This is a genomic window from Variovorax rhizosphaerae (genome assembly GCF_037889975.1).
GTDB classification, from domain to species: Bacteria; Pseudomonadota; Gammaproteobacteria; order Burkholderiales; family Burkholderiaceae_C; genus Variovorax; species Variovorax rhizosphaerae.
The window spans coordinates 139,270-162,266 of record NZ_JBBKZT010000014.1 but is presented as its reverse complement, the minus strand read 5'-3'; the positions used below and the strand labels follow the sequence as shown (position 1 = coordinate 162,266).

The window sequence follows — 22,997 nt, the reverse complement described above, 5'->3', positions numbered from 1 at the left end:
TCAGGCTCCTTCGGCAACGACGTGCGGCATGACGCTCCAGACGCTGGTGGCTTCCACCGGCAAGGCGTCCGCGGCGCGCGTTTCGAGCCAGAGACGCTGGATCAGATTCTGCGCCACCTGCAGCCGATAAGCGGCCGATGCACGCATGTCCGAGAGTGGTTTGAAATCCTGCGCCAGCGCCTGCTTCGCCGCGTCCACGCTGGCCTGCGCGAACGGCTTGCCGAGCAGCGCGGCCTCCGCGCCCGCAGCGCGCTTGACGATCGCGGCCATGCCGCCGTAGGCGAGGCGCACTTCCTTGACCACGTCGCCATCGAGTTCGATCGAGAAGCCCGCGCACAGCGCCGAGATGTCGCAATCGAAGCGCTTGCTGATCTTGTAGGCACGCACGCGCCGCGACGCGACCGACAGCGGCACCGAAACCGCCTGCACGAACTCGCCGGGCTCCAGCTTGTTCTTCATGTAGTCGACATAGAAATCGACCAGCGGCATGCGGCGGACGCGCGCGCCCTGCCGCAACTCGATCTGCGCATCGAGGGCCATCAGCACCGGCGGCGAATCCCCGATGGGCGAACCGTTGGCGACATTGCCGCCCATGGTGCCTGCATTGCGGATGGGCGGCGAGGCAAAGCGCAGCCAGACATCGGTCAGGCCTTCGAAGCGCTGGGCCAGTGCGCGCCACGCGTCCTCGAGCGACGCGCCAGCGCCGATATAGAGCTCGCCATTGCGCTCGTCGACGACCTTCATCTCGGCCACGTCACCCACGTAGATGATGTCGCCGAGGTCGCGGAACTGCTTGTTGACCCACAGGCCGACGTCGGTCGAGCCCGCCAGCACCTGGGCGCCCGGCATGCGCTCGCGCAACGCGGCCAGTTCGGCCAGGGTCTTCGGTGCGTGGAAGTGGTCGGTGCGCGCGCCCGCGGCGGCGCTGTACTCGAAGGTGCCTTCGCGCTGCAGCGCTGTGAGCGCCTGCACCACGGGCTGGGTGTCCAGCCGCACGGCGGGCAGGTCGAACATGCGCTGGCCCGCGTCGAGGATGGGCCGGTAGCCGGTGCAACGGCAGAGGTTGCCGGAGAGTTCATCGGCCAGTTGCTGGCGCGAAGGCTGGGTGCCGGCCGTCTGGTGGTGTTCGTAGCTCGACCAGAGCGACATCACGAAGCCCGGCGTGCAGAAGCCGCACTGCGAGCCATGACACTCGACCAGCGCCTGCTGTACCGGGTGCAGGCACTGCACTGCGTGCTTGCCATGCTGCTCGGTGTCGACGGCCTTGCCGCACTGGCGCTTCAGGTCCTCGACGGTGAACAGCGCCTTGCCATGCAGCGTCGGCAGGAACTGGATGCAGGCGTTGACCGTCTGCAGCTGAAGCCCGCCGACCGTGCCGACGGCTTCCGGCGCCGCCAGCTCGCCGATGACCACGGTGCAGGCACCGCAATCGCCTTCGTTGCAGCCCTCCTTGGTGCCGGTGCAGCGCGCGTCCTCGCGCAGCCAGTCGAGAACCGTGCGGGTGGGATGGACGTCCGAGACGTCGACAACGCGTCCCTGGTGGAAAAATCGGATGGGTTGAGTGCTCATGCTCGTGGGTGCTCGCAAGAAAGACGCCGCGTATGCGGACTATCGCGCTAAGTTAGTGGTTCTAGTGCCCAGCGGAATACTGCTGCATCGATATCAAACATTCGCTGGCCGATATGTCGCTGGGCCAACATTTCATCAACGATCGAGGCTCGACGGCAATCACCCTGATTCTGCGCCTCCTGCATGGCCAGGGTCCGTAAATTGAACGCTTGAGTTGCATGTTGTGTGAATGCAATGGCTGTGATTCACGTTTTCCCGCAGTTGAACGAACTTGATTGCAATTAAAAATATATAGCGACAAGATTGAAGTCGTTAGGGAGGAATTAGATGAAGCCAGTCACCATGGCCGCCCGCGATGCCGGGCCCTGCCACACCCCGCCGTTCGCGACTTGCGGGCGCCTCGCGCCCGTCGAAAGCTCACCAGGACCAGTCGGCCTGGAACGCGCGCCCTTCGGCTGAGTTCACAGCCCGAACTTCCCCGCCCCCCCCGCTCGCACATTCAAAAAACCAGCACAGAGAGGAATTCATCATGAGCTCATCCAGCACCGCCGTCGGCGGCGCATCGTCCAAGGGGTCGGCTCGGGCCACCAAGGTCCATCCGGTCGACGAGGTCCTGCCGGTGCCGCAACTCGCAGCGTACGGGTTGCAGCACGTGCTGGCCTTCTATGCAGGCGCGGTGCTGGTACCCATCATCCTGGCGGGCGCCCTGGGTCTCAGCAAGGAACAACTCATCCACCTGATCAACGCCGACCTGTTCACCTGCGGCATCGCCTCGATCATCCAGGCGTGGGGTTTCGGCAAGGTGGGTGTGAAGCTCCCACTGCTGCAGGGTGTGACCTTCACGGCGGTGAGCCCCATGATCGCCATCGGCATGGGCGTCGGTGGTGGCACCGACGGGCTGCTGGCCATCTATGGATCGGTGCTGGTCGCCGGGCTGTTCACCTTCTTCGCGGCGCCCTATTTCGCCAAGCTGGTGCGCTTCTTCCCCCCCATCGTCACGGGTTCGGTGATCCTGATCATCGGCATCGCGCTGCTGCCCGTGGCGGCCAACGACATCGTCGTGGGCAAGGGACCGTTCGCAATCCAGGATCCGGTGCAACTCAAGCACCTGGCCTATGCCTTCGGCACACTGGCGCTGATCGTCGCCATCCAGCGGGTGTTCCGTGGATTCATGGCCACCATCGCCGTCTTGATCGGGTTGGTCATCGGCACCCTGGTGGCGTGGGCACTCGGTGATGCGCACTTTGGGGACGTCGCCTCGGCCTCGATGTTCGGCTACACCTCGCCATTCCACTTCGGCATGCCGACCTTCAGCTTCACTGCCATCCTGTCGATGATCATCGTGATGATGATCACCATGGTAGAAACCACGGGTGACGTGTACGCCACCGGCGAGATCGTGCAGAAACGCATCCGCCCGGACGACATCGCCCGCGCCATCCGCGCTGACGGCCTGGCCACCTTCCTGGGCGGCGTGCTGAACTCCTTCCCCTACACCTGCTTCGCGGAAAACGTGGGCCTGGTGCGCCTGACGCAGATCAAGAGCCGATGGGTGGTGGTGGCGGCCGGCATCATCATGATCATCCTGGGTTCGCTGCCCAAGGCCGCGGCCATCGTGGCCGGCATTCCGCACCCGGTGCTCGGTGGTGCCGCGCTGGCCATGTTCGCCGCAGTGGCCGTGGTGGGCGTCCAGACGCTGTCGAAGTGCGACTTCAACGATCACCGCAACATCGTGATCCTGGGCACCAGCCTGGGCCTGGGCATGCTGGTGACCGCGCAGCCCTTCGTGGCTGGCGCCTTTCCCAAGTGGGCGGAAATCGTGTTTGGCAGCGGCATCACGCTGGGCGCGCTGTCGGCCATGATCCTGAACGTGATCTTCAATCACACCGGCGGCAGCCCGCACACCGCGGTGGCGGGTGTTCCGGGCAACCTTGTAGGGCTCGACCAGGTCAATGCGATGACCCGCGCCGAGTTCACCAAGACCTTTGGCGGCTTGGTGGAGAACACCCCCTGGGTGCTGGATGCGGCCTATGCGCGCAAGCCCTTCGCCAACACCATCGCGCTGCGCTCGGCCTTCCAGGACGCCTTGCTGACCGGCACCAAGGATGAGCAACTGCAGTTGATGAATTCGTTCGCTGACCTCGGCAGCGAGGGCGACGCGCACAACGCCTACCTGCTGGACCACGCCGACGCCGGCATGGGCGGCCTGGAAGAAAAAGAACATGACGAAGTGCTGGAACTTGCAATCGCCTATCGCAAGCACTTCGGCTTCCCGCTGATCGTGTGCGCCAAGGAAGTGGAGCGCTACGAGCGGGTGCTTGCCAACGGATGGCATCGCATGGCCAATTCAACGGGGGTGGAGCGATCGGCTGGGCTGATCGAAATCGCCAAGATCGCGAACTACCGTTTCAACGAGTTGGTGGCCAACGCCAACCCGATCGGAACGGCTCGCGCACAAGCGTTTAGAAAAGCGCACGCGCACGGGCACTAGAAAAGTTCTTGGTTGAGCAGAGCCGCATCACTGCGGCCTTGAAAGTGCATCGCGCAAGTGATGCACTTTTTTTTGGTTCTTCCGCCGGTTTCCGGAGAGTTTCCTGTGCTGCCTCGACGGCGCGGATCAGGCCGTCTCGTGCACAGGCGCTCGAACACATCGCCCTTCCCACCTGGTCACCCTTGAGAAGGATCTCGCAGGCGTCGACTGGGGTGAAGGTCGCTGTGCAGTCGACAGTGAAGCGCCGGCGAAAGCAGCGTGAGATGCCGCAGTCCCCAAGCGTTGAGCGTTTTCACGGCGCGGCTCAAGGGCAAGGGGTCGCACCCGGCCACGCGCGCGTAGCGGCTGTGCGGCTGTGCGGCTGTGCGGCAGCACGCCGAAAGCACAGGCGAGAGTCAGCGGCCGCGGCTCACGCACAGCGCCACGCACCCGCCGGCATGCTCACACGGGGCTTGCAGGATCGGTGTGTCCATCAGAAGGAATGGCGGATGCCAAGGTCATAGCCTCTTGCACTTCGCGGCGCGATGCCCGAGGTGGCGGTGCCGCCCGCCACGTTCGCCAGCCCGCCTGCGTAGACGCCCATGATGGCCGGATTGTTCTGGCCATCCTTGACCCGGACATGTGCCACGGATGCGTACAAGGCGGTCCGCTTTGACAAGTTGTGAACGTAGCCCAGCGCCAGTTTGCGTGCCGAAGCGTCACGATCCGGCGTCCCCGGCAGGACGACACCCAGGTCGTTGTCGAATTTCACACGGGCGACCGAGGCCTTGATCATTCCGACGCCCACGGGGATCGTCATCCCGAGCATCGCGCCGTTGTACTTGTCGTTCTCCTTGATCGCGGGGCCGGCCACACCGCGGACCGGGGTCACGGTGGAGGTGCTGTCGCGCACCTGGGACAGTTCTCCCATCAACTTCAGGATGCCGAAGTCATAGGACGCACCCAAGTTGATGGTCCTCAACTTGTCGGAGAAGCGGGCGCCGGTCACGACGCCTGCGGCGGTCAGGGTCGTGGTGTCGGCCGCCGTGCTTTCACCGTAGGCAATCGCTGCATCGAAGGGACCGCTGGCATAGCCGAAGCGACCGCCGTAGTAGCGCCCCTTCTTGGTCGAACTGCCCGGAACGTTGCTCGAATCCACGTTCTCAGGAAGCGCATACATGACCTGTCCGAAGAAGCCACCGAGGTTGCGCGGCAGGAAATAGCCGATGCTGTTCGACGCGCGAATCGCGTTGTCGGTCGGGGCGATGAGCGAGCCCGGGCCGCGCACGGTCGCGATGTTGCCGCTGACGGTCTTGATGAGGTTCTCGCCAACGCCGACCGCTCCCATGGGATCGAAAACGCTCTCGTTCCAGTAGGTTGGTACATAGTCGCGACCCAGGCGCAGCTCACCGAAACCACCCGACAGGCTGACCGTGGAACGCCTGACGAAAGTAGCGATGCCATTGGCGCCGGTGTCCTGGTTGAAGCCGGATTCGAGCCAGAAGCTGGCAGCCAATCCACCACCAAGATCCTCGGAGCCGCGAAAGCCCATGCGGCTGGAGGCATTGCCGCCGCTCGACAGTGCCGTCAAAGAGCGCTCCACTTCGAATGGCGTAGCCAGCGGAGCCCGCGACCCAACGGGCGTGGCGTAGTAGACGCCCTTTGCGCTGTAGTAGCTGACCGCAGCGTCCGCCACGCCGAACAGCGTCAGGGACGATTGCGCCATCGCGGCGCCGGAAGCAGCAAGGGCCGCCAGGGTGATCGAAGTCTTTTTCATGTCCAGTGTCTCCCAGTGAAAAAATGATTTGGGCGCGGTGCGTGAACTCGAAGCACCGACGCGGGTGCGACTTGCAAGTCGCTTTCTTGGGTCCGGCAATTTCCGGACTGGCTCATCAGTCCAGCGCAAGGAGGCCGGACTCCTGATGCGCGAGCGCGCCATGGGCAACAACGCCCTGCCATCGACCGAGGTCTTCATGAACGCGCTTGCGCAGTGCCGCCGGTGGTCCGGCCTCGACCTTGGCGCCCTGGCTCTCGAAACGCGCGACCACCTGCGGGTCGGCGAGCACTTCGTTCAATGCCCGGTTGATCTGTGCAATCACGGCGACCGGTGTCCGTGCCGGCGCAAACAGTCCGTACCACTGCGAGACATCGACGCCCTCGATGCCCGTCTCCGACAGCGTCGGCACTCCGGGCAATGCATCCAGGCGCGTTGCGGCCGCAACGGCCAGGGCGCGCAGGCGGCCATCGAGGATGAACGGATAGGCGGTGAAAAGGCTCGGGAACATGACCTGCGTCCGCCCGTCGAGGGTGTCGAGGATCGCGGGGGCCGCGCCATCGGAGGTCCTGCCGTTCATCTTCGTGCCGGTGTTCTGCTTGAACAGCTCGGCCGCGAAATGCGGCGGGGTCCCGTCACCGGCCGACGCGTAGCTGATGCTGCGGGGGGACCGGGTCAATCGTTCAACAAGGCTTCGTACGTCTGCGAGTCCGCTTTCCGTGTTCGCAACCATCAAGGTCGGCGAGGAGCCCACCAGCCCGATGGGCTCGAAATCGGCAACCGGGTCGTAGGCCAGTTTCTGCAGCGCCGGATTCATCGCATGCGTCCCGACGTAGCCGAACATCAGCGTGTGGCCGTCGGGTTCGGCCCGCGCCACGTATTCGCTGGCGATGGCGCCGTTGGCGCCGGCACGGTTGTCCACGAGCACGTCCTGGCCCAGCAGCGGCTTCAGCTTGGCCGCGATGATCCTGGCCATCGTGTCGTTGCCGCCGCCCGCGCGCGTCGGGACGATGATCGTGATGGGCTTGCGCGGGAAGGTCGCAGGCGCCTGGTCCGCGGCTTCGGGTCTTGTGAAGACATAGTCGGGCAACTGCATCTCGCCTTGCATGATCTTCCTGGCTGTCCGCACCAGGGACGCTGCAGTAACCGTCGCCTGGTCGCCGTGGCCTTCCAGTTCGACCTCGACATCGATCTGGCCCGCCGGGTGCAACAGGACCAGCTTGTGCCGGCCCGGATCGCGCGCCATCGCACTCGCGACCGTGCCGGGCAGCGCGAAGGCACTCAACACACCGATGGCGCCAGTGACCGCATGCGAGGCATGGCAGCGACGCGGTGTGAAATAGCGCGAGGTGATGCTGTCTGGCGAGTCGCCCGGGCTGACCAGCACCGGCTTGGGGATGACGCTGCCGGACACATCGCCGAGGCCCATCAGCAACCCGGCCTGAAGGCGCAGCTTTTCCAGGCGCTGGAGTAGCGCGGGATTCGCATCCAGCGCCGCCGGCTTCTCGCTGCCGGTGACACCGAGGTCGCGTGCGCGGACGATCATCAAGGGCATGGCGGCATCGATGCATGTCACCTCGACGCCATCGATCGTGTCGATGCGCTTGCCGGTCGGGAACACCTTGCCCGTGACGGCACCCCAGGCATCGAGGAAGTTCAGCAGGATCGGTGCGGCCGTGCCTGCGACGCCGTCGATGCGCGCATCGCCCTCATAGGTGACACGGCCACCGGGCGTCCGCACGACCACATCGATGCGCGACCGGGTGTTGACGTTGAAGACGCGCACGCGGGTCGTGCCATCCTGCGCCTCGACGAGGCCCTGCTCGATCGCAAAGGGTGCGACGCCGGAGAGCATGTTCCCGCAGTTGGGCCGCGTGTCGACGGAGCGATGCCCCACCCCCACTTGCGCGAAGAGGTAGTCCAGGTCGCAGCCGGGCTCCTGCGAGCGCGAGACGATGGCCACCTTGCTGTTGAGGCTGCTGCCGCCGCCGACGCCGTCCAGTTGCAGAGGATCGGACGCGCCGATCGCGCCGATGAGTGCCTGGTCGCGCTCCTCCTCATTCGCGGGCAGCCACTCCTTCAGGAAGAAGGGCCCGCGTGAAGTGCCGGCGCGCATGAGCACGCAAGGGAGTGTCCTGCTCATCTCAGTCTGCCGTCAGTTTCGCGGCCTGGACGACCTTCTTCCACTTGACCTGCTCCTGCTGGACGAAGGTGCGCATCTGCTCGGTCGACATGGTCTCGACTTCGGCGCCGTGGTCCTCCAGCTTCTTGATCACGGTCTTGTCGGCGAGGGCATCGTTGAGCGCCTTGTTCAGCTGCTCGATCACCGCCTTGGGCGTCTTCGCCGGCGCGAAGATGGCGTACCACTGCGACACATCGACGTTGTCGACGCCCTGCTCCTTGAGCGTCGGAACATCGGGCATCAAGGGCGAGCGCTTGCTGCCCGCGACACCGATGGCCTTCAGCTTGCCGCCCTTGACGTAGGGCATGGCGGTGAAGAGGCTGGGGAACATCACCTGCGTCTGGCCGCCGATGGTGTCCGTGACCGCGGGAGCGGAACCCTTGTAGGGCACGTGAAGCATGGTGGTGCCGGTGGAGAGCTTGAACATCTCCGCAGCGAAATGCGGTGCGGTGCCATTGCCGGCCGACGCGTAGCTGACCTGGTTGGGGTTCGCCTTGATGTAGGCCACCAGTTCCTTGGCGTTGCTGGCCTTCACGGAGGGGCTGACGACCATCAGGGTCGCGGAGGAACCGACCATGCCCACCGGCTCGAAGTCCTTGACGGGGTCATAGCGCAACTTCTGCAGCGCCGGATTCATCGCATGCGTGGCGATGTAGCCGAGCATGAGCGTGTAGCCATCGGCCGGGGCACGCATGACGAACTCGCTGGCGATGGCGCCGTTGGCACCGGCCTTGTTGTCGACGATCACCGGCTGCTTCAGGGCGACCGACATGGCCTGGCCGATGACCCGGGCCATGGCGTCATTGGCGCCGCCGGCGGCCGTTGGCACGACGATGGTGATCGCCTTTTCCGGGAAGGCGGCCAGTGCGCTCCCGCAGGCAAGCAGGGCGGCGGAAGCGAGGGCGCCCAGGACGAGGTTTCGACGAAATTGCATTTGATGTCTCCGATGGTTTGGATCTGTGTGCCAAGGTCTGTTCCTTGACGGTGACCCAATGGTCTTTGGATTGATCCATGCTGTGAATTGCATGTTTAGGATGGATTGATGCACACTGTCGATCAGTCAAATCCGCCCGGAGATGCGCATGGCCATCAACTTCAACCTCAATGACTTGCAGGCCTTTCGCGCCGTGGCCGAGCTCAGCAGCTTCAGGAAGGCAGCGGACGCGTTGCACGTGTCGCAGCCCGCGTTCAGCCGGCGCATCGAGAAGCTGGAAGAGGCACTGGGCGTGCGACTGCTGGAGCGGACGACGCGGCGCGTGAGCCTGACTTCGGTGGGCCGCGATTTCGACCGCAAGGTGCAACAGTTGCTCGATGACCTCGACCAGACGCTGCTTGGCATTCGCGGCGTGGCGGGCACGCGCATGGGCGAGGTGACGATCGCCTGCGTGCCGTCGACCGTCTACTACTACCTGTCCCAGGTGATCTCGCGCTATCACGAGCGCTACCCGAAGATCCGGGTCAAGGTGTTCGACGCCAGCGCCAACGATGTGTTGTCGGCTGTGTCACGCGGGGAGGCGGACTTCGGACTGAACTTTGTCGGCAGCCAGGAGACCGACATCGACTTCACGCCGCTGCTGGAGGAGCGCTTCGTCGCAGCCTGCAGGCGCGACCATCCGCTGGCGAAGAAGCGTCGCGTGACCTGGACCGAGCTGGCCGCGTACGACTACATCTCGGTCAGCAAGGTTTCAGGGAATCGCCTGCTGCTGGACCAGGCGTTGTCGAACCTGCCGGGCCGGCCGCAAGCCATCTACGAGACGCAGCATGTGACGACGATGCTGGGGCTGGTCGAGGCGGGGCTGGGCGTGGCCGCGGTGCCGTCGATGGCCATGCCGGGACCAGAGCATCCACTGCTGGTGAGCGTGCCGCTGTCCGAGCCTCTCATCACGCGCAAGATCGGGCTGATCAAGCGCAAGGGCCGCTCGCTGTCGCCCGCGGCGCAGCAGCTCTATGGATTCTTCCTGGAGATGAAAGCAAAGCGCGGCAAGGCGGCCAAGGGCCGCGCTGCCGCGCCGGGTCGTGCTGCTTGAGGGAGACTCTGAGCAAGCTCCCCGGCAGATCGCGCATCCTCCGTTCGGACGGGCTCAGTGAGCCGTGCTGGCGCGCCCGATCGGCGCAGGCTGCATGTCGCCCTCTTCCAGCTCGTGCTCCGTGTTCGCATAGTTGGACGACAGCTCGCGCGTCAGCACCTCATGGTCGCAGGCGTTCTCCCACTTCGACACCACGATGCAGGCCACTGCGTTGCTGATCGTGCTGGTCAGTGCGCGCGCTTCCGACATGAAGCGGTCGATGCCGACGATCAGCGCCACGCCGGCCACCGGCAGTTCCGGCATCACCGTGAGCGTCGCGACCAGGGCGACGAAGCCGCTGCCGGTGACGCCTGCGGCGCCCTTCGAGGTGAGCAGCATGATGCCCAGCATCGCCGCGATCTGGCCCCATGACAGGTGGATGTCGCAGGCTTGGGCAATGAACATCGATGCGAGCGTGAGGTAGATCGCGGTGCCGTCGAGGTTGAACGAGTAGCCCGTGGGCAGCACCAGACCGACCACGCCCTTCTTGCAACCCAGGCGCTCCAGCTTCATCAGCAGGCGCGGCAGCACCGGCTCGCTCGACGAGGTGCCAAGCACCACGAGCAGTTCCTCGCGGATGTAGCGCAGCAGTTGCCAGAGCTTGAAGCGGTGGATGCGGCACAGCACGCCGAGCACGATGAAGACGAAGAAGAAACACGCCACGTAGAAGGTGCCGATCAACAGGCCGAGCGAGCCGATCGACTTGATGCCGTAGCGCCCCACGGTGAAGGCCATCGCACCGAACGCACCGATGGGCGCCAGTCGCATGATGATGCCGAAGGCGGCGAACAGCATGTGCGAGAGCCCCTCGATGCCGTCGAGCACCGGCTTGGCTGCCGCGCCGATGCGTGTGAGGCCGAAACCGCACAGCACCGCCAGCAGGAGTACGGGCAAGACCTCACCTTCCGCGAACGCACCGAAGAAGGCGTTGGGGATGATGTGCAGCGCGAAGTCGGTGAAGCCGTGGATGTGGATCTGCTTCGCGAAGTTCGCCGCCACGGAAGCGTCGAGGTTCTTCGGATCGATGTGCATGCCGGCCCCTGGCTGCAGCGCGAACACGGCGACGAGGCCGGTGATCAGCGCAATGATCGTCAGCGCATAGAACAGGCCCATCGCCTTCAGCAGCGTCTTGCCGATGTCCTTCGAGTCGCCGAGCGAGGTGATGCCGCTGACGATGGTGCAGAACACCACGGGCGCGATCATCATCTTGACCAGCTTGACGAAGCCGTCGCCGAGCGGCTTGAGACTGGCGCCGAAGTCGGGCCAGTAGTGGCCGACAGTGATGCCGAGGACCAGGCCGATGAGGACCTGGACGTAGAGGAGCTTCAAGAGCTTGCGGATGTTCACGGTGTGTCTCCTGGGTTGAGCGCGCACGAATGCGTACCGGTCTGTGCCGGTTCGGTCTCCCAGTGGAATGAAAGGCGGACGCGGACGCTCAGCGGCGTGCGGCCAAGACGCGGTCGACCATCACGCCGGCTTGGCCGAGGTTGTTGGCGGGGTCGCACATGGCGTCCAGTTGCGCGCGGGTGACGTGCTTGTTGATCTCCGGATGCGCTGCGAGGATCTCGATCAACGGGCGCTTCTCGGTGATCGACTGGCGGCACAGGTCGTAGACCAGGTCATGCGCGTATTCGCGGCCGATGTACGGGCCCAGGCCCATCATCACGGCCTCGGACATCACCAGCCCGTTGGTGATATCGATGTTGGCGCGCATGCGCGTGGCATCCACTTCCAGGCCCTTGAGGACGAACTTGGTCTGCTTCAAAGCGCCGGACATGAGGCAGAAGATCTCGGGCAGAGACACCCATTCGATTTCCCACGGGCCGGTGGAGCGCTCGTGGTCGGCGACCATCGCGTCCATCAGCGCGGCGGCATGCTGGCGCGCCACCGACACGTTCGCATGGATGTAGAGGCAGGAGATGGGGTTGCGCTTCTGCGGCATGGTCGACGACGAGCCGCGGCCGGGCGCGAAGGGCTCGAACACCTCGGCGACTTCGGTCTGCATCATGAGCTTGACGTCCATCGCGATCTTGCCGAGCGATCCGCCCACCAAGCCGAGGAAGGCGCCGACTTCGGCGATGGTATCGCGCACCGTGTGCCAGGAGATCAGCGGCTGGGCCAGGCCCAGTTCCTTCATCAGGCCGGCTTGCGTTTCCATCGCGGCCTTCTCCAGCGAGGACAGCGTGCCGGAGGCGCCGCCGAACTCGCCCATCAGCACGCGCGGCTTGAGTTGCTGCAGGCGCTCACGATGACGATCGATGCCGGCCAGGATGCTCGCCATCTTGTAGCCGAAGGTGATCGGCGTGGCCTGCTGCAGATTGGAGCGGCCGATGATGGGGGTGTCGCGGTACTTCGTCGCGAGGGATGCCAGTGCGTCGCCGATCTCGTTCAGGTCTTCCTCGACCAGCGCCAAGCCTTCGCGCATCTGCAGCACCGCGGCGGTGTCGGTGATGTCCTGCGTGGTGGCGCCCCAATGGCAGTACTCGCCGAGCTTGTCGCGGCAGTTGGCATTGATCTGGTTGACCACCGCGATGATCGGGTACCCGATCTGCTCGGTCTTGGCCTTGAGCTTGTCCCAGTCGATCTGCGACAGCTCGCAGTTCCTGACGATCTCGTCGGCTGCTTCCTTCGGGATGATGCCCAGTTCGCCCTGCACCTTGGCGAGTGCGCGTTCGATGTCCAGGTACTTGGCGGTGCGGTTCTCGTCGGACCAGACGTCGCGCATTCGCACGTCGCTGAACATGTCGCCGAAGATCCGCGAATCGATGATGGTGGAAGCCATGTTGTTGTCTCTTTCTGCTCTGGAAGTTGGGGAATTGGGGGATCAATCGCGGGCCAGGGCCAGCGTGCGTTGGGCCTGCAGCACCACGGGCCTGTCGACCATGCGGCCATCGAGGCGTGCGGCACCGGGTGATGCGGCATCGGCGATGAGCACGCGGCGGGCCCAGTCGAGTGCGTCTGCGTCGGGGCGCAGCGCGGCGTGGATGGCAAGGACTTGGCGCGGGTGGATGCACAGCTTGGCACCGAAGCCGTGGCGGCGGGCTTCGGCAAGGTCGGCCAGCAGGCGGGCTTCGTCGTCGAGCTGCGGCGTGACGCCTGCCACGGGCGCCGGCAATCCCGCGACACGGGAGGCGATGGCGATGCGGCTTGCGGCACAGGCCAGACCGGATGCATCCGTGCTGATGTCCATGTCGAGATCGAGTGCGAAATCGAGTGTGCCGAAGACGAGCCGCGATGCGCCGGCCGACGCCACGCTGTCCACGCGGGCCACACCGCGAGCGCTTTCGATCAGCGCGAGCACGGTGGCGCCGGGTAGCGCGGCGCGCGTTGCGGCGATCTGCTCGGCCGACTCGGCCTTGGGCAGGAGCACGGCGGTCACCCCGGCCTCACGCATGGCCGAGAGGTCGTCGGCAAACCACGTCGATTCGGCGTCGTTGATGCGCACCACGATGCGCGAGCGGTCTTCGTTGGAGGCGGAGGCCAACCAGATGGCAATCGCGCTGCGTGCCGTTGCCTTGTCGTCCGCGGCCACTGCGTCTTCCAGGTCCAGGATGACGGCATCGGCGCCGCTTGCCAGCGCCTTGGCGAAGCGTTCCGGCCGAGTGCCGGGCACGAACAGGTAGGTGCGTGGCAATGTCGTTGCGTCGGATTTCATGGCGCGCCTCAGACCGCGTTGGAGGTGCGCAAGCCGGCAATCTCGGCCGCGCCGTAGCCCAGTTCGGCCAGGATCGCGTCGGTGTGCTCGCCCAACGCGGGCACCGGGTCCATGCGCGGCCCGGTGTCCCAGGTGCCAGGCGGCAGCATCGCCGGCACCGGGCCCTTGGCCGTACCGACTTCGGTCCAGCGCCCACGCGCCTTGAGCTGCGGGTGGGCCCAGACATCCGCCATCGTGTTGACCTGCGCATTCGCGATCTGCGCCAGTTCCAGACGCTCGACGACCTGGCCCCCGGTCAGCGGCTGGAAGGCGTCCACGATGATCTGGCGCAACGCCACGCGCTCGGCGACGCGCTTGAAATTGGCGGTGAAGCGTGGGTCCGTCGCGAGGCCGGGCTGCTGGAGCACCTTGTCGCAGAAGCTGACCCATTCGCGCTCGTTCTGCAGCCCGAGCATCACCGTCGTGCCGTCGCCGGCCGGGAATGGGCCGTAGGGGTAGATGGTGGCGTGGCTCGCGCCGGTCCTGGGCGGAGGCGCTGCGCCTTCATAGGCGTAGTACAGCGGGTAGCTGGTCCATTCGGCCAGCGACTCCAGCATCGAGATGTCGATGCGCTGGCCCTTGCCGGTCTGGCCGCGCTGCAGCAGTGCGGCAAGGATGCTGCTGTAGGCGTACATGCCCGCGGCGATGTCGGCAATGGAAGGACCGGCCTTGCAGGGTTCCTCGGGTGTGCCGGTGACGGAGACGAAGCCGGCTTCGCTCTGGATCAGCAGGTCGTAGGCCTTCTTGTCGCGGTACGGTCCCGGGTTGTCCGCATCGTCGCCATACCCGGAGATGTCGCAGACGATCAATCCCGGCTTGGCCGCGGACAGCTTCTTGTAGCCCAGCCCGAGGCGCGACGCTGCGCCGGGCGCGAGGTTCTGGACCACGACGTCGGCTTTCTCCATCACCAGCTTCTCCAGGATTCGCGCTGCCTCGGGATGCTTCACGTCCAGCGTGAGGCTTTCCTTGGACCGGTTGGTCCAGACGAAATGCGATGCCAGGCCATGCACGCGCTCGTCGTAGCCACGGGCAAAGTCGCCCGAGCCGGGTCGCTCGATCTTGATGACGCGGGCGCCGAGGTCGGCGAGTTGTCGCGTGGCGAACGGCGCCGCGATCGCGTGCTCGAGCGTGACGACGGTGATGCCCTTGAGTGGCTGCATGTGCTTGTCTCTCTGGATGTTGGTGGGGGGTGATTCATACGACTTCGGAATCGAGCGCAGAGCAAGGCGGAGCGCCGCAGACAGTGCTGTAGCACGGCAAGGCGATCCAACGCAGTGATGCGCTTGATGGCGATGTCGTATCAGCGCAGGACGGCAGTGGCATCCATCGTCAGCCAGCCCTCGTGGTCGGAGGCCCAGAGGCGGATCGTCTTGCCATCGGCCTGCGGCTGCCCGCTCACGTGGAACGCGTTCAGGTCGAAGGTCGGGCGCACCGCCTTGAAGCGGAAGCTTGCGACCTCTGCATCGGGCAGCTGGCGGCGCAGCAGGTCCATCAGCAGCGTGGCGATCAGCGGACCGTGCACGATCAGCCCCGGGTAACCCTCGACCTGCGTGACGTACTGGCGGTCGTAGTGGATGCGGTGGCCGTTGAAGGTGAGCGCCGAATAGCGAAACAGCAGCACGTCGTCCGGCACGATCTGGCGACGCCAAGCCGCCTCGGCGGGTGCGGCCTGCGGAGGCGGCGCCACATCGTTCGGACCCTGGGCTTCTCGGTAGACGATGTCGTGGAATTCGACCAGCGCGGGCTCCGCTGCCTCATTGCAACGCACCTCATGGCGCACCTTCACGAACACCAGCTTGCCGGTACGGCCTTCCTTGGTGCTGACGTCGTCGATCGTCGACGTGCGCGCGACGCGGTCGCCGACGCGGATCGGCGAGCGGAACTCGAACTGGCTGCCGGCCCACATGCGCCGGGGCAGCGGCACCGGTGGCAGGAAGCCGCCACGTTTCGCATGGCCGTCCGCGCCGATGTCGCTCTGGCGGTGCATCGGCAGGAAATAGAGCCAGTGCCACAGCGGCGGCAGTGCCGTGCCTGCGACCACCGGGCTGGCAGGATGGTCCAGCGTCGCGGTGAGCGCAATGACGGGCGTGGGGTTGACGGCGTCATGCACCGTCTCGCTGCGCCCGATCCAGGCTTGCAGTTCATCTCGCTTCGAATCCACGGTGTCTCCTTCATTGACTGCAGCGGAAGGCGGCAGCTCTGGGGACGAAGTGTGCGATGCGAGTCAGCGCAAGAGAAGTGCATTGTTTGGACTGATTGATGCACGGGATGCAATACTGGATCGGGCTGGAGCCTGCGCCGCCCCATCGGCAAACAGCTCCGCCAGCACGCCCCGCAGCCACCTGTTGGCGGGGTCCATCTCGAAACGCTTGCTCCAGTGCAGCGACACACTGAAATCGCGCAGCGGAAAGGCAGGCTCGACGATCGTGTAGCCGCCCTGTTCCTGCACGAAGCCGCGCGCGATGTTGCGCGGCATGATCACCACGAGATCGGTGGCACGCACGATGGAGGGCAGCACCATGAAGTGCTCGGTCGTCAGCCGCACGCGGGCGTCGAGCTTCAGCAGGTGCAGGATGCGCAGCGTGTCGGCATGGGTCCGCACGGCCACGTATTCGAGCTTGTGCAATGCGTCGAGCAGCGCGGTGCCGCTGCGCTTGCGCTGCAGGAACGGATGGCCCTCGCGCAGCAGCACGATGTAGCGATCCTTCAGCAGCAGCGTGCGCTGCGTGTCCTTCACCTGCGGCAGGAAGCCGAAGGCGAAATCGAGCCGCCCGCTGTCGAGCGCGGCGCCGATGTCGGCCTGCGGCAGCGGCAGCGTCTCGATGCCCACGGCCGGCGCCAGTTCGCCCAGGCGGGTCATCAGCGGCGGCAGGAAGCGCCCCTCGCCGATGTCGCTCATGTGGATGCGAAAGCGCTTGGTCGACGCGGCTGGGTCGAAGCGCTCGGGCTCATCCAGCGCCTGCTGCAGCGTCTGCAGCGCGGCACGCACCGCGACGGCGAGGCGCTCGGCGCGCGGCGTGGGCGCAACGCCGCCGGGGGCGCGAGTGAACAGCGCGTCCTGCAGCAGCGTGCGCAGCCGGCCCAGTCCGTGGCTGGCAGCGGGCTGCGTGAGGCCCAGCGCGTCCGCGGCGCGGCTGACGCTGCGCGCGCGATAGACCGCGTCGAACAGGCGCAGCAGGTTGAGATCAAGGGCATCGATATGCATTCAATGCATGTTACTTAGTTAGTCACATTTATTGAATCACTGTCACGAGACTCCGACACTGCACCCCGGCATTTCGCCCTTTCCCACCGAAGTGAGGAGACAAAGTGATACTGAAGACGATCCGATTCGCTCCGGCCCTGGTCGCCCTGATGTGTACTGGCGCGCTGGCTCAGACGCCACCCGCCGAGGAACCCGGCTGGGCCAAGGGCCGGCCCAAGACAGAGGCCGCCGGCCGCATGGCGCCGGTGCCGGCCTTCCCCGTCCCGACTGCGGCGGACAAGCTGCCCACGGCCAAGTTCAAGCTGCCGCCGGGCTTCAAGGTCGAGACCTGGGCCTCTGGCGTGCTCGATGCGCGCGAGTTGCGCAGCAACGGCAAGGGCACGGTGTTCGTGAGCACGCTGTTCGTCGGCAACAAGGTCTACGCGATCAATGAGAAGGGCCCGAACCGCGAGGCCAAGGTCATCATCGACAAGATGCCGATGGCGACCGGCCTGGAATACCACAAGGGCGCGCTCTACGTGGCCACGAACAAGCAGATCGTTCGCTACGACAGCATCGACTCCAAGCTCGACAACCCCGGCACCCCGACGGTGCTGTATGACAAGCTGCCCGGCGGCGAGGACCACAGCTGGAAGTACCTGCGCATCCACAACGACAAGCTCTACTTCGCGATCGGCGCGCCCTGCAACATCTGCGACCCGGGCGAGTACGCCAAGATCTACCGCATGAACCTGGACGGCAGCGGCATGGAAACCGTGGCGGCCGGCGTGCGCAACACAGTGGGCTTCGACTTCGACCCGAAGACCGGCAACCTCTGGTTCACCGACAACGGCCGCGACTGGTTCAGCGAGGAACTGCCGAACGACGAGCTGAACGTGGTCACCGGCCCGAACCAGCACTTCGGCTATCCGTTCTGCCACCAGGGCAACATCCCGGATCCTGAATTCGGCTGGGGCAAGTCGTGCAGCGATTACAAGAAGCCCGCGGCGCTGCTCGGCCCGCACGCAGGTTCGCTGGGCCTCACCTTCTACAAAGGCAAGATGTTCCCGGCCAAGTACCAGGGCGCGATGTTCATCGCGCGTCATGGTCCGTGGAACCGCACCGTCAAGTACGCCGACGTGTCGGTCGCCTGGCCTGATGGCAAGGGTGGCGCCAAGGTCGAGCCGTTCATGACGGGCTTTGTCGACAACAACACCTACCTCGGCCGGCCGGTCGACTTCCTGGTGCTGCAGGATGGCTCGATGCTGGTGAGCGACGACCACGCGGGTGCCATCTATCGCATCAGCTACGGCAAGTGAGAAGGTGTGAATATTTCTACTGCGGCCACCGATCTCGGGCCTGCGGTGCTCAGTGCACGGGAGTGCAGTTCCGCTCCTCAGCCCGACCTCGGCGCCCTCGCTACGAAATCTTCACGCCTTCTCGGCGCTGCGAGGTGCCTCCCCGAGCAGGCTAGCTCCGCTGTAAGCGGCTACGAGGACTCGAAGTGCCGGACATGCGGGTGGTAAGGGTGTCGGCCCGCGTGATCGGCCGGGCGGCCACTGCGTTCGCGCTCGTTGCGCTGGTCGCCCTGCCGGCCACCGCGCAGGGGACCAAACCCAAGCCGGCCGCGGCGGCGCCTGCCGCTGCGGCGGCGGTGCCCTATGCACAGCGATTCGCCCAGGTCTGCGCGGCCTGTCATGGCGCCAACGGGCGCAACGACGCCATGCCGGGAACGCCGGCGCTGTCCGGGCAGCATTCGTTCTATGCCATCACGCAGCTCTTCCTGTTCCGCGAAGGCCGGCGCGACAACGCGGCCATGACGGCGGTGGCCAAGGGCATGAAGGACGCCGAGATGCAGGGCTTCGCGGACTTCATCGCGACGCTGCCTCCGGTGCCGCCCGCCGCGCCGGCCACGCCCAACGACGCCGCACGCATGACCAAGGGCCAGGCCTTGGCGCAGGAGCACAAGTGCCTGTTCTGCCACGGCGCCGACCTGAGCGGCGGGCAGCAGGTGCCGCGCATCGCCCTGCAGCGCGAGGACTACCTCCAGACCACATTGCGCGAATTCAAGAGCGGCAAGCGCCCCGGGTATACGATGGCAATGAGCGCGGCCGTGTCGCAAATTTCCGTCGAGGACCTCGACACCCTCGCCTACTACATCGCGCGGTTTCCCGCCGGCACGCCCGGCAAGTAACGGAGGGGGTTGCCATGGAAGTTTCCTTCAGCAAGGAAATCGAGGCGCTGCGCCTGGGCGCCGGCGACATCTTCCATGGCGAAGGCATCCTGGCCATCACCAAGGGCCTGCTGCAGTCCGGCGTGTCGTACGTCGGCGGCTACCAGGGCGCGCCGGTGTCCCACCTGCTCGATGTGATGGTGCAGGCCAAGCCGTACATGGATGAGTTGGGCGTGCATGTGGAAGCCTGTTCCAACGAGGCCTCCGCGGCGGCGATGCTGGGCGCATCGATCCACTACCCGTTGCGCGGCGCGGTCACATGGAAATCGATCGTCGGCACCAACGTCGCAGCCGATGCGCTGTCGAACCTGTCGTCGCCGGGCGTGACGGGCGGCGTGCTGATCGTGGTCGGCGAGGACTACGGCGAAGGCGCCAGCGTGATCCAGGAGCGCACGCATGCCTATGCGCTCAAGTCGAGCATGTGCCTGCTCGATCCGCGGCCGGACCTCGGCCGGATGGTCGACATGGTAGAGCACGGCTTTCGCCTCTCCGAGCAATCGAACATGCCCTGCATGATGGAACTGCGCATCCGAACCTGCCATGTGCGCGGCAGCTTCGAATGCAGGGACAACATCGCGCCGAAGATCTCCACGCGCGCGCTGATGAGCGAGCCGGCCGGCTTCGACTACATGCGGCTCGCGCATCCGCCCGTGACCTTCCGCCATGAGAAGTTGAAGGGCGAGGAGCGGCTGCCGGCTGCGCGGCGCTACATCATCGAGCACGGGCTGAACGAGACGATGCCGGGCGAGCAAGCGGACCTGGGCATCGTGGTGCAGGGCGGGCTCTACAACGCGCTCATCCGCGGCCTGCAACAACTCGGCCTGGCCGATGCCTTCGGCGAGAGCGCGATCCCGTTGATGGTGCTCAACGTGACCTACCCGCTGGTACCGGAGCAACTCGCGGACTTCTGCGTGGGCAAACGCGCGGTGCTGGTGGTGGAAGAAGGCCAGCCGGAGTACATCGAGCAGGAACTGGCAACGCTGCTGCGCCGGCGCGACATCCAGACCCCCCTGCATGGCAAGGACATGCTGCAGGCGGCGGGCGAATACGGCGTGGAAGTGCTGGCGACCGGCTTGACCGCCTTCGCGCGAAAGTGGCTTCCGGGCCATTCGATCGATTCAGCGCAAGGCTGGCTCGACGGCAACAAGTCGCGCCGCGCCGCTGTCGCCGCGCAGCTCGATGCGCCGCTGCCGAACCGCCCGCCAAGCTTCTGCATCGGCTGCCCGGAACGGCCCGTGTTCTCCGCGCTCAAGCTGGCGCAGTTGGACAACGGCCCGGTCCACATCGCGGCGGACATCGGCTGCCATGCCTTCGGCACCTTCGAGCCCTTCTCGATGGGCCATTCGATCCTCGGCTACGGCATGAGCCTGGCCAGCCGCGCGGGCGTGTCGCCGATGATGAACCGGCGCGCGCTGTCGATCATGGGCGACGGCGGCTTCTGGCACAACGGGCTGCTCACCGGGGTGCAGAGCGCGCTGTTCAACGGTGACGATGCGGTGCTGCTGATCTTCAAGAATGGCTACACCTCGGCCACCGGCACGCAGGACATCATCTCGACGCCGGACGATGAATCGAAGGCACGCGCCATCGACAAGCTGCAAAGCATGGTCGCGGAGAACCAGACCATCGAGACCACCCTCAAGGGCCTGGGCGTGCAATGGATGCGCACCGTCCACACCTACCGCGTCGACAGGATGCGCGCGACGCTCAACGAGGCTTTCACCAGCGACTACAACGGCCTCAAGGTGATCGTGGCCGAAGGCGAATGCCAGCTCGAGCGTCAGCGCCGCATCAAGCCCTGGCTCGCCAGCCTGCTGCAGCGCGGTGAACGCGTGGTGCGCGTGAAGTACGGTGTCGATGAAGACGTGTGTAACGGCGACCATGCCTGCATCCGCCTCTCCGGCTGCCCGACGCTGACGTTGAAGGACAACCCCGACCCGCTCAAGGTCGACCCGGTGGCCACGGTCATCGATGGCTGCGTGGGCTGCGGCCTGTGCGGCGAGAACGCGCATGCGGCCACGCTGTGCCCGAGCTTCTATCGCGCCGAAGTGGTGCAGAACCCGAAGTGGTACGAGCGCTTGCTGCATGAATGGCGTGCGCGCTTCCTTCGCTGGCTCCAGCCGGCGCAGCGAGGTGGGCAACCGGTCTCGCCAGCATGAACCGCACATCACCCATCACCCTGCTGATCTGCGCCCTCGGCGGCGAAGGCGGCGGCGTGCTGACCGAATGGCTGGTCGACATCGCGCGCCATGCGGGGTACGCGGCGCAGAGCACCTCGATCCCCGGCGTGGCGCAGCGCACCGGCGCGACCACCTACTACCTCGAGGTGTTCCCGGTGCCGCTCGCGCAACTCGGCGGCCGGCGACCCGTTTTCAGCCTCAGCCCGGTGCCGGGCACGCTGGACGGCATCGTCTCGTCGGAAATGCTGGAGACCGCACGGCAGGTCGGCAACGGCATGGCGGTACCGCAGCGCACGCTGGTCATCACCTCCTCCGCCCGCACGCTGACCACCGCCGAGCGCATGCAGCCCGGCGATGGGCGTGCAGATGCGCAGCGCCTGCTCGACACGGTGAAGTCCTTCAGCCGCGAGCACCATGTGTTCGACATGAGTGCGATGGCGCGCGAATGCGGCACGGTGGTGAGTGCGGTGATGCTCGGCGCCATCGCAGGCAGCGGCTTGCTGCCCTTTCCACGCGAGGCGTATGAGGCCGTGGTGCGGGGCCACGCGTCCGACCCGCGCGCGCAAGTCGACAAGGCGACTGCCGCGAGCCTGCGTGGCTTTGCCCGCGCATTCGATGCGGTCAGCACACCGCGTGCGCAGGCCGCACTGGTGACCCGCCTGCTGGCCACACCGGAGCCCGACGCACTGGCGCCGACACCTTTGCCGGACGACCTGGCACTGGCCTTTCCGCAGCCGGTGCATGCGATGCTGGCACTCGGCCATGCGCGGGTGCTCGACTATCAGGGCGCTGACTACGCTGCGCTCTACATCGAGCGCCTGCAACGGGTGCTGGCCACCGAGCAAGCCGCCGACCCGGCCGGCACCAACGCCTTTGCCATCACGCGCGAGATCGCGCGCTGGCTGGCACTGTGGATGGCCTTCGATGACATCGTGCGCGTGGCCGAACTCAAGAGCCGCGCGAGCCGCATACGGCGCGTGCACGCGGAGGTGAAGGCCGGCCCGGACGACATCGTCAAGGTCTACGACCATTTCAAGCCCGGCGCGCCCGAGGTGGCGGCACTGTTGCCGGCTGCGCTGGCCGACCGCGTCATCGCATGGGACCGTGCGCGGCAGGCCAGGGGCAAGGCGCCATGGGCCGTGCCCCTGAAGATCGGCGCGCACTCCGTGCTGGGCATGGCCTCGCTGCGCTGGCTGGCCTCGCTGCGCGGACTGCGCCAGCGCGGCAGCCGCTTTGCCGACGAGCAGGCGCTGATCGACCGGTGGCTGGCGGCCGTGGTCGCGGGCACGCGCAACAACTGGCGGCTCGGCCATGAGATTGCGCTGTGCGGCCGGCTCATCAAGGGCTACGGCAGCACCAACGAGCGCGGCAAGGCCAACCTGCTGCACGTGATCAACCACCTGGCCAGCGAACCGCTGCCGAAATGCACGCCCACCAAGCGCGCCGACGCCATCGCCGCCGCGCGCACCGCGGCCCTGGCCGACGACGCCGGCATCGCGCTGGATGCCGCATTGGTGCGCCACGGCGCGCCGCCGCGCCCCGTCGTGGCGCAGCCGATCCGGTGGATGAAGCGCGCGCCGCAGGTCCGATGAGGCGGCCTCATCCGCCACTCCTGTAAAACGGGAGCGCCCGTTCCGGCATCGCA

Annotated in this window: 16 protein-coding genes; 6 read left to right on the top strand and 10 right to left on the bottom strand. The window is 66.0% G+C overall.

Annotation, left to right across the window (positions count from 1 at the left end; all coding sequences use genetic code 11):
* Positions 1–1,569: a xanthine dehydrogenase small subunit gene (gene xdhA, locus WKW82_RS27250; protein ID WP_340345678.1), complete on the bottom strand. Its 1,569-nt coding sequence runs from the start codon at positions 1,567–1,569 to the stop codon at positions 1–3.
* A gap of 529 nt (positions 1,570–2,098) precedes the next feature.
* Between xdhA and WKW82_RS27245 the strand changes: the two genes are divergently transcribed.
* Complete coding sequence (locus tag WKW82_RS27245; protein WP_340345676.1) at positions 2,099–4,060, top strand: solute carrier family 23 protein; 1,962 nt, start codon at positions 2,099–2,101, stop codon at positions 4,058–4,060.
* A 472-nt stretch (positions 4,061–4,532) separates the two neighbouring features.
* Here the strand turns inward: WKW82_RS27245 and WKW82_RS27240 are convergent, their stop codons facing one another.
* The 3 genes from WKW82_RS27240 to WKW82_RS27230 form a co-directional block, all read right to left on the bottom strand.
* A complete protein-coding gene (locus WKW82_RS27240) occupies positions 4,533–5,816 on the bottom strand; it encodes a porin (protein WP_340345674.1) in 1,284 nt (427 codons plus the stop codon).
* Positions 5,817–5,931: 115 nt separating this feature from the next.
* Positions 5,932–7,956, bottom strand: coding sequence for a 4-oxalomesaconate tautomerase (locus WKW82_RS27235; protein ID WP_340345672.1), 2,025 nt, complete (start codon positions 7,954–7,956; stop codon positions 5,932–5,934).
* A 1-nt stretch (position 7,957) separates the two neighbouring features.
* A complete protein-coding gene (locus WKW82_RS27230) occupies positions 7,958–8,929 on the bottom strand; it encodes a Bug family tripartite tricarboxylate transporter substrate binding protein (protein ID WP_340345670.1) in 972 nt (323 codons plus the stop codon).
* A 148-nt stretch (positions 8,930–9,077) separates the two neighbouring features.
* Between WKW82_RS27230 and WKW82_RS27225 the strand changes: the two genes are divergently transcribed.
* The gene (locus WKW82_RS27225; protein ID WP_340345668.1) at positions 9,078–10,022 is read left to right on the top strand and encodes a LysR family transcriptional regulator; all 945 of its coding nucleotides are present in this window, start codon (positions 9,078–9,080) and stop codon (positions 10,020–10,022) included.
* A gap of 54 nt (positions 10,023–10,076) precedes the next feature.
* Here the strand turns inward: WKW82_RS27225 and dctA are convergent, their stop codons facing one another.
* From dctA to WKW82_RS27195, 6 genes are all read right to left on the bottom strand, one after another.
* The gene (gene dctA / locus WKW82_RS27220) at positions 10,077–11,408 is read right to left on the bottom strand and encodes a C4-dicarboxylate transporter DctA (RefSeq protein WP_340345667.1); all 1,332 of its coding nucleotides are present in this window, start codon (positions 11,406–11,408) and stop codon (positions 10,077–10,079) included.
* 88 nt (positions 11,409–11,496) lie between these two features.
* Positions 11,497–12,843, bottom strand: a complete 1,347-nt coding sequence (locus WKW82_RS27215; RefSeq protein ID WP_340345665.1) for a class-II fumarase/aspartase family protein — start codon at positions 12,841–12,843, stop codon at positions 11,497–11,499.
* A gap of 42 nt (positions 12,844–12,885) precedes the next feature.
* Positions 12,886–13,716: an HpcH/HpaI aldolase/citrate lyase family protein gene (locus tag WKW82_RS27210; protein ID WP_340345663.1), complete on the bottom strand. Its 831-nt coding sequence runs from the start codon at positions 13,714–13,716 to the stop codon at positions 12,886–12,888.
* A gap of 8 nt (positions 13,717–13,724) precedes the next feature.
* Positions 13,725–14,915 carry a CaiB/BaiF CoA transferase family protein gene (locus WKW82_RS27205; RefSeq protein WP_340345662.1) on the bottom strand — a complete coding sequence of 397 codons (1,191 nt, stop codon included), beginning with the start codon at positions 14,913–14,915 and terminating at the stop codon, positions 13,725–13,727.
* Between the two features lie 140 nt (positions 14,916–15,055).
* Positions 15,056–15,916: an HTD2 family dehydratase gene (locus tag WKW82_RS27200; protein ID WP_340345660.1), complete on the bottom strand. Its 861-nt coding sequence runs from the start codon at positions 15,914–15,916 to the stop codon at positions 15,056–15,058.
* A 63-nt stretch (positions 15,917–15,979) separates the two neighbouring features.
* Positions 15,980–16,960, bottom strand: a complete 981-nt coding sequence (locus WKW82_RS27195) for a LysR family transcriptional regulator (RefSeq protein ID WP_340345659.1) — start codon at positions 16,958–16,960, stop codon at positions 15,980–15,982.
* Positions 16,961–17,064: 104 nt separating this feature from the next.
* Here WKW82_RS27195 and WKW82_RS27190 point away from each other — a divergent pair, with 104 nt between their 5' ends.
* From WKW82_RS27190 to WKW82_RS27175, 4 genes are all read left to right on the top strand, one after another.
* Positions 17,065–18,258: a PQQ-dependent sugar dehydrogenase gene (locus WKW82_RS27190; protein WP_340345657.1), complete on the top strand. Its 1,194-nt coding sequence runs from the start codon at positions 17,065–17,067 to the stop codon at positions 18,256–18,258.
* Positions 18,259–18,452: 194 nt separating this feature from the next.
* Positions 18,453–19,133 carry a c-type cytochrome gene (locus WKW82_RS27185; protein ID WP_340345711.1) on the top strand — a complete coding sequence of 227 codons (681 nt, stop codon included), beginning with the start codon at positions 18,453–18,455 and terminating at the stop codon, positions 19,131–19,133.
* 14 nt (positions 19,134–19,147) lie between these two features.
* On the top strand, positions 19,148–21,331 hold the full coding sequence (locus tag WKW82_RS27180) for a thiamine pyrophosphate-dependent enzyme (protein WP_340345656.1): 2,184 nt from the start codon (positions 19,148–19,150) through the stop codon (positions 21,329–21,331).
* Complete coding sequence (locus WKW82_RS27175; protein ID WP_340345654.1) at positions 21,328–22,944, top strand: indolepyruvate oxidoreductase subunit beta family protein; 1,617 nt, start codon at positions 21,328–21,330, stop codon at positions 22,942–22,944. Before WKW82_RS27180 ends, WKW82_RS27175 begins: the two co-directional genes overlap by 4 nt.
* Positions 22,945–22,997: the final 53 nt, after the last annotated feature.

Coding starts and splice junctions, on each gene's coding strand:
- xdhA (WP_340345678.1), bottom strand. CDS start 1,569: ATGAGCACTCAACCCATCCGATTTTTCCACCAGGGACGCGTTGTCGAC.
- WKW82_RS27245 (WP_340345676.1), top strand. CDS start 2,099: ATGAGCTCATCCAGCACCGCCGTCGGCGGCGCATCGTCCAAGGGGTCG.
- WKW82_RS27240 (WP_340345674.1), bottom strand. CDS start 5,816: ATGAAAAAGACTTCGATCACCCTGGCGGCCCTTGCTGCTTCCGGCGCC.
- WKW82_RS27235 (WP_340345672.1), bottom strand. CDS start 7,956: ATGAGCAGGACACTCCCTTGCGTGCTCATGCGCGCCGGCACTTCACGC.
- WKW82_RS27230 (WP_340345670.1), bottom strand. CDS start 8,929: ATGCAATTTCGTCGAAACCTCGTCCTGGGCGCCCTCGCTTCCGCCGCC.
- WKW82_RS27225 (WP_340345668.1), top strand. CDS start 9,078: ATGGCCATCAACTTCAACCTCAATGACTTGCAGGCCTTTCGCGCCGTG.
- WKW82_RS27215 (WP_340345665.1), bottom strand. CDS start 12,843: ATGGCTTCCACCATCATCGATTCGCGGATCTTCGGCGACATGTTCAGC.
- WKW82_RS27210 (WP_340345663.1), bottom strand. CDS start 13,716: ATGAAATCCGACGCAACGACATTGCCACGCACCTACCTGTTCGTGCCC.
- WKW82_RS27205 (WP_340345662.1), bottom strand. CDS start 14,915: ATGCAGCCACTCAAGGGCATCACCGTCGTCACGCTCGAGCACGCGATC.
- WKW82_RS27195 (WP_340345659.1), bottom strand. CDS start 16,960: ATGCATATCGATGCCCTTGATCTCAACCTGCTGCGCCTGTTCGACGCG.
- WKW82_RS27185 (WP_340345711.1), top strand. CDS start 18,453: ATGCGGGTGGTAAGGGTGTCGGCCCGCGTGATCGGCCGGGCGGCCACT.
- WKW82_RS27180 (WP_340345656.1), top strand. CDS start 19,148: ATGGAAGTTTCCTTCAGCAAGGAAATCGAGGCGCTGCGCCTGGGCGCC.
- WKW82_RS27175 (WP_340345654.1), top strand. CDS start 21,328: ATGAACCGCACATCACCCATCACCCTGCTGATCTGCGCCCTCGGCGGC.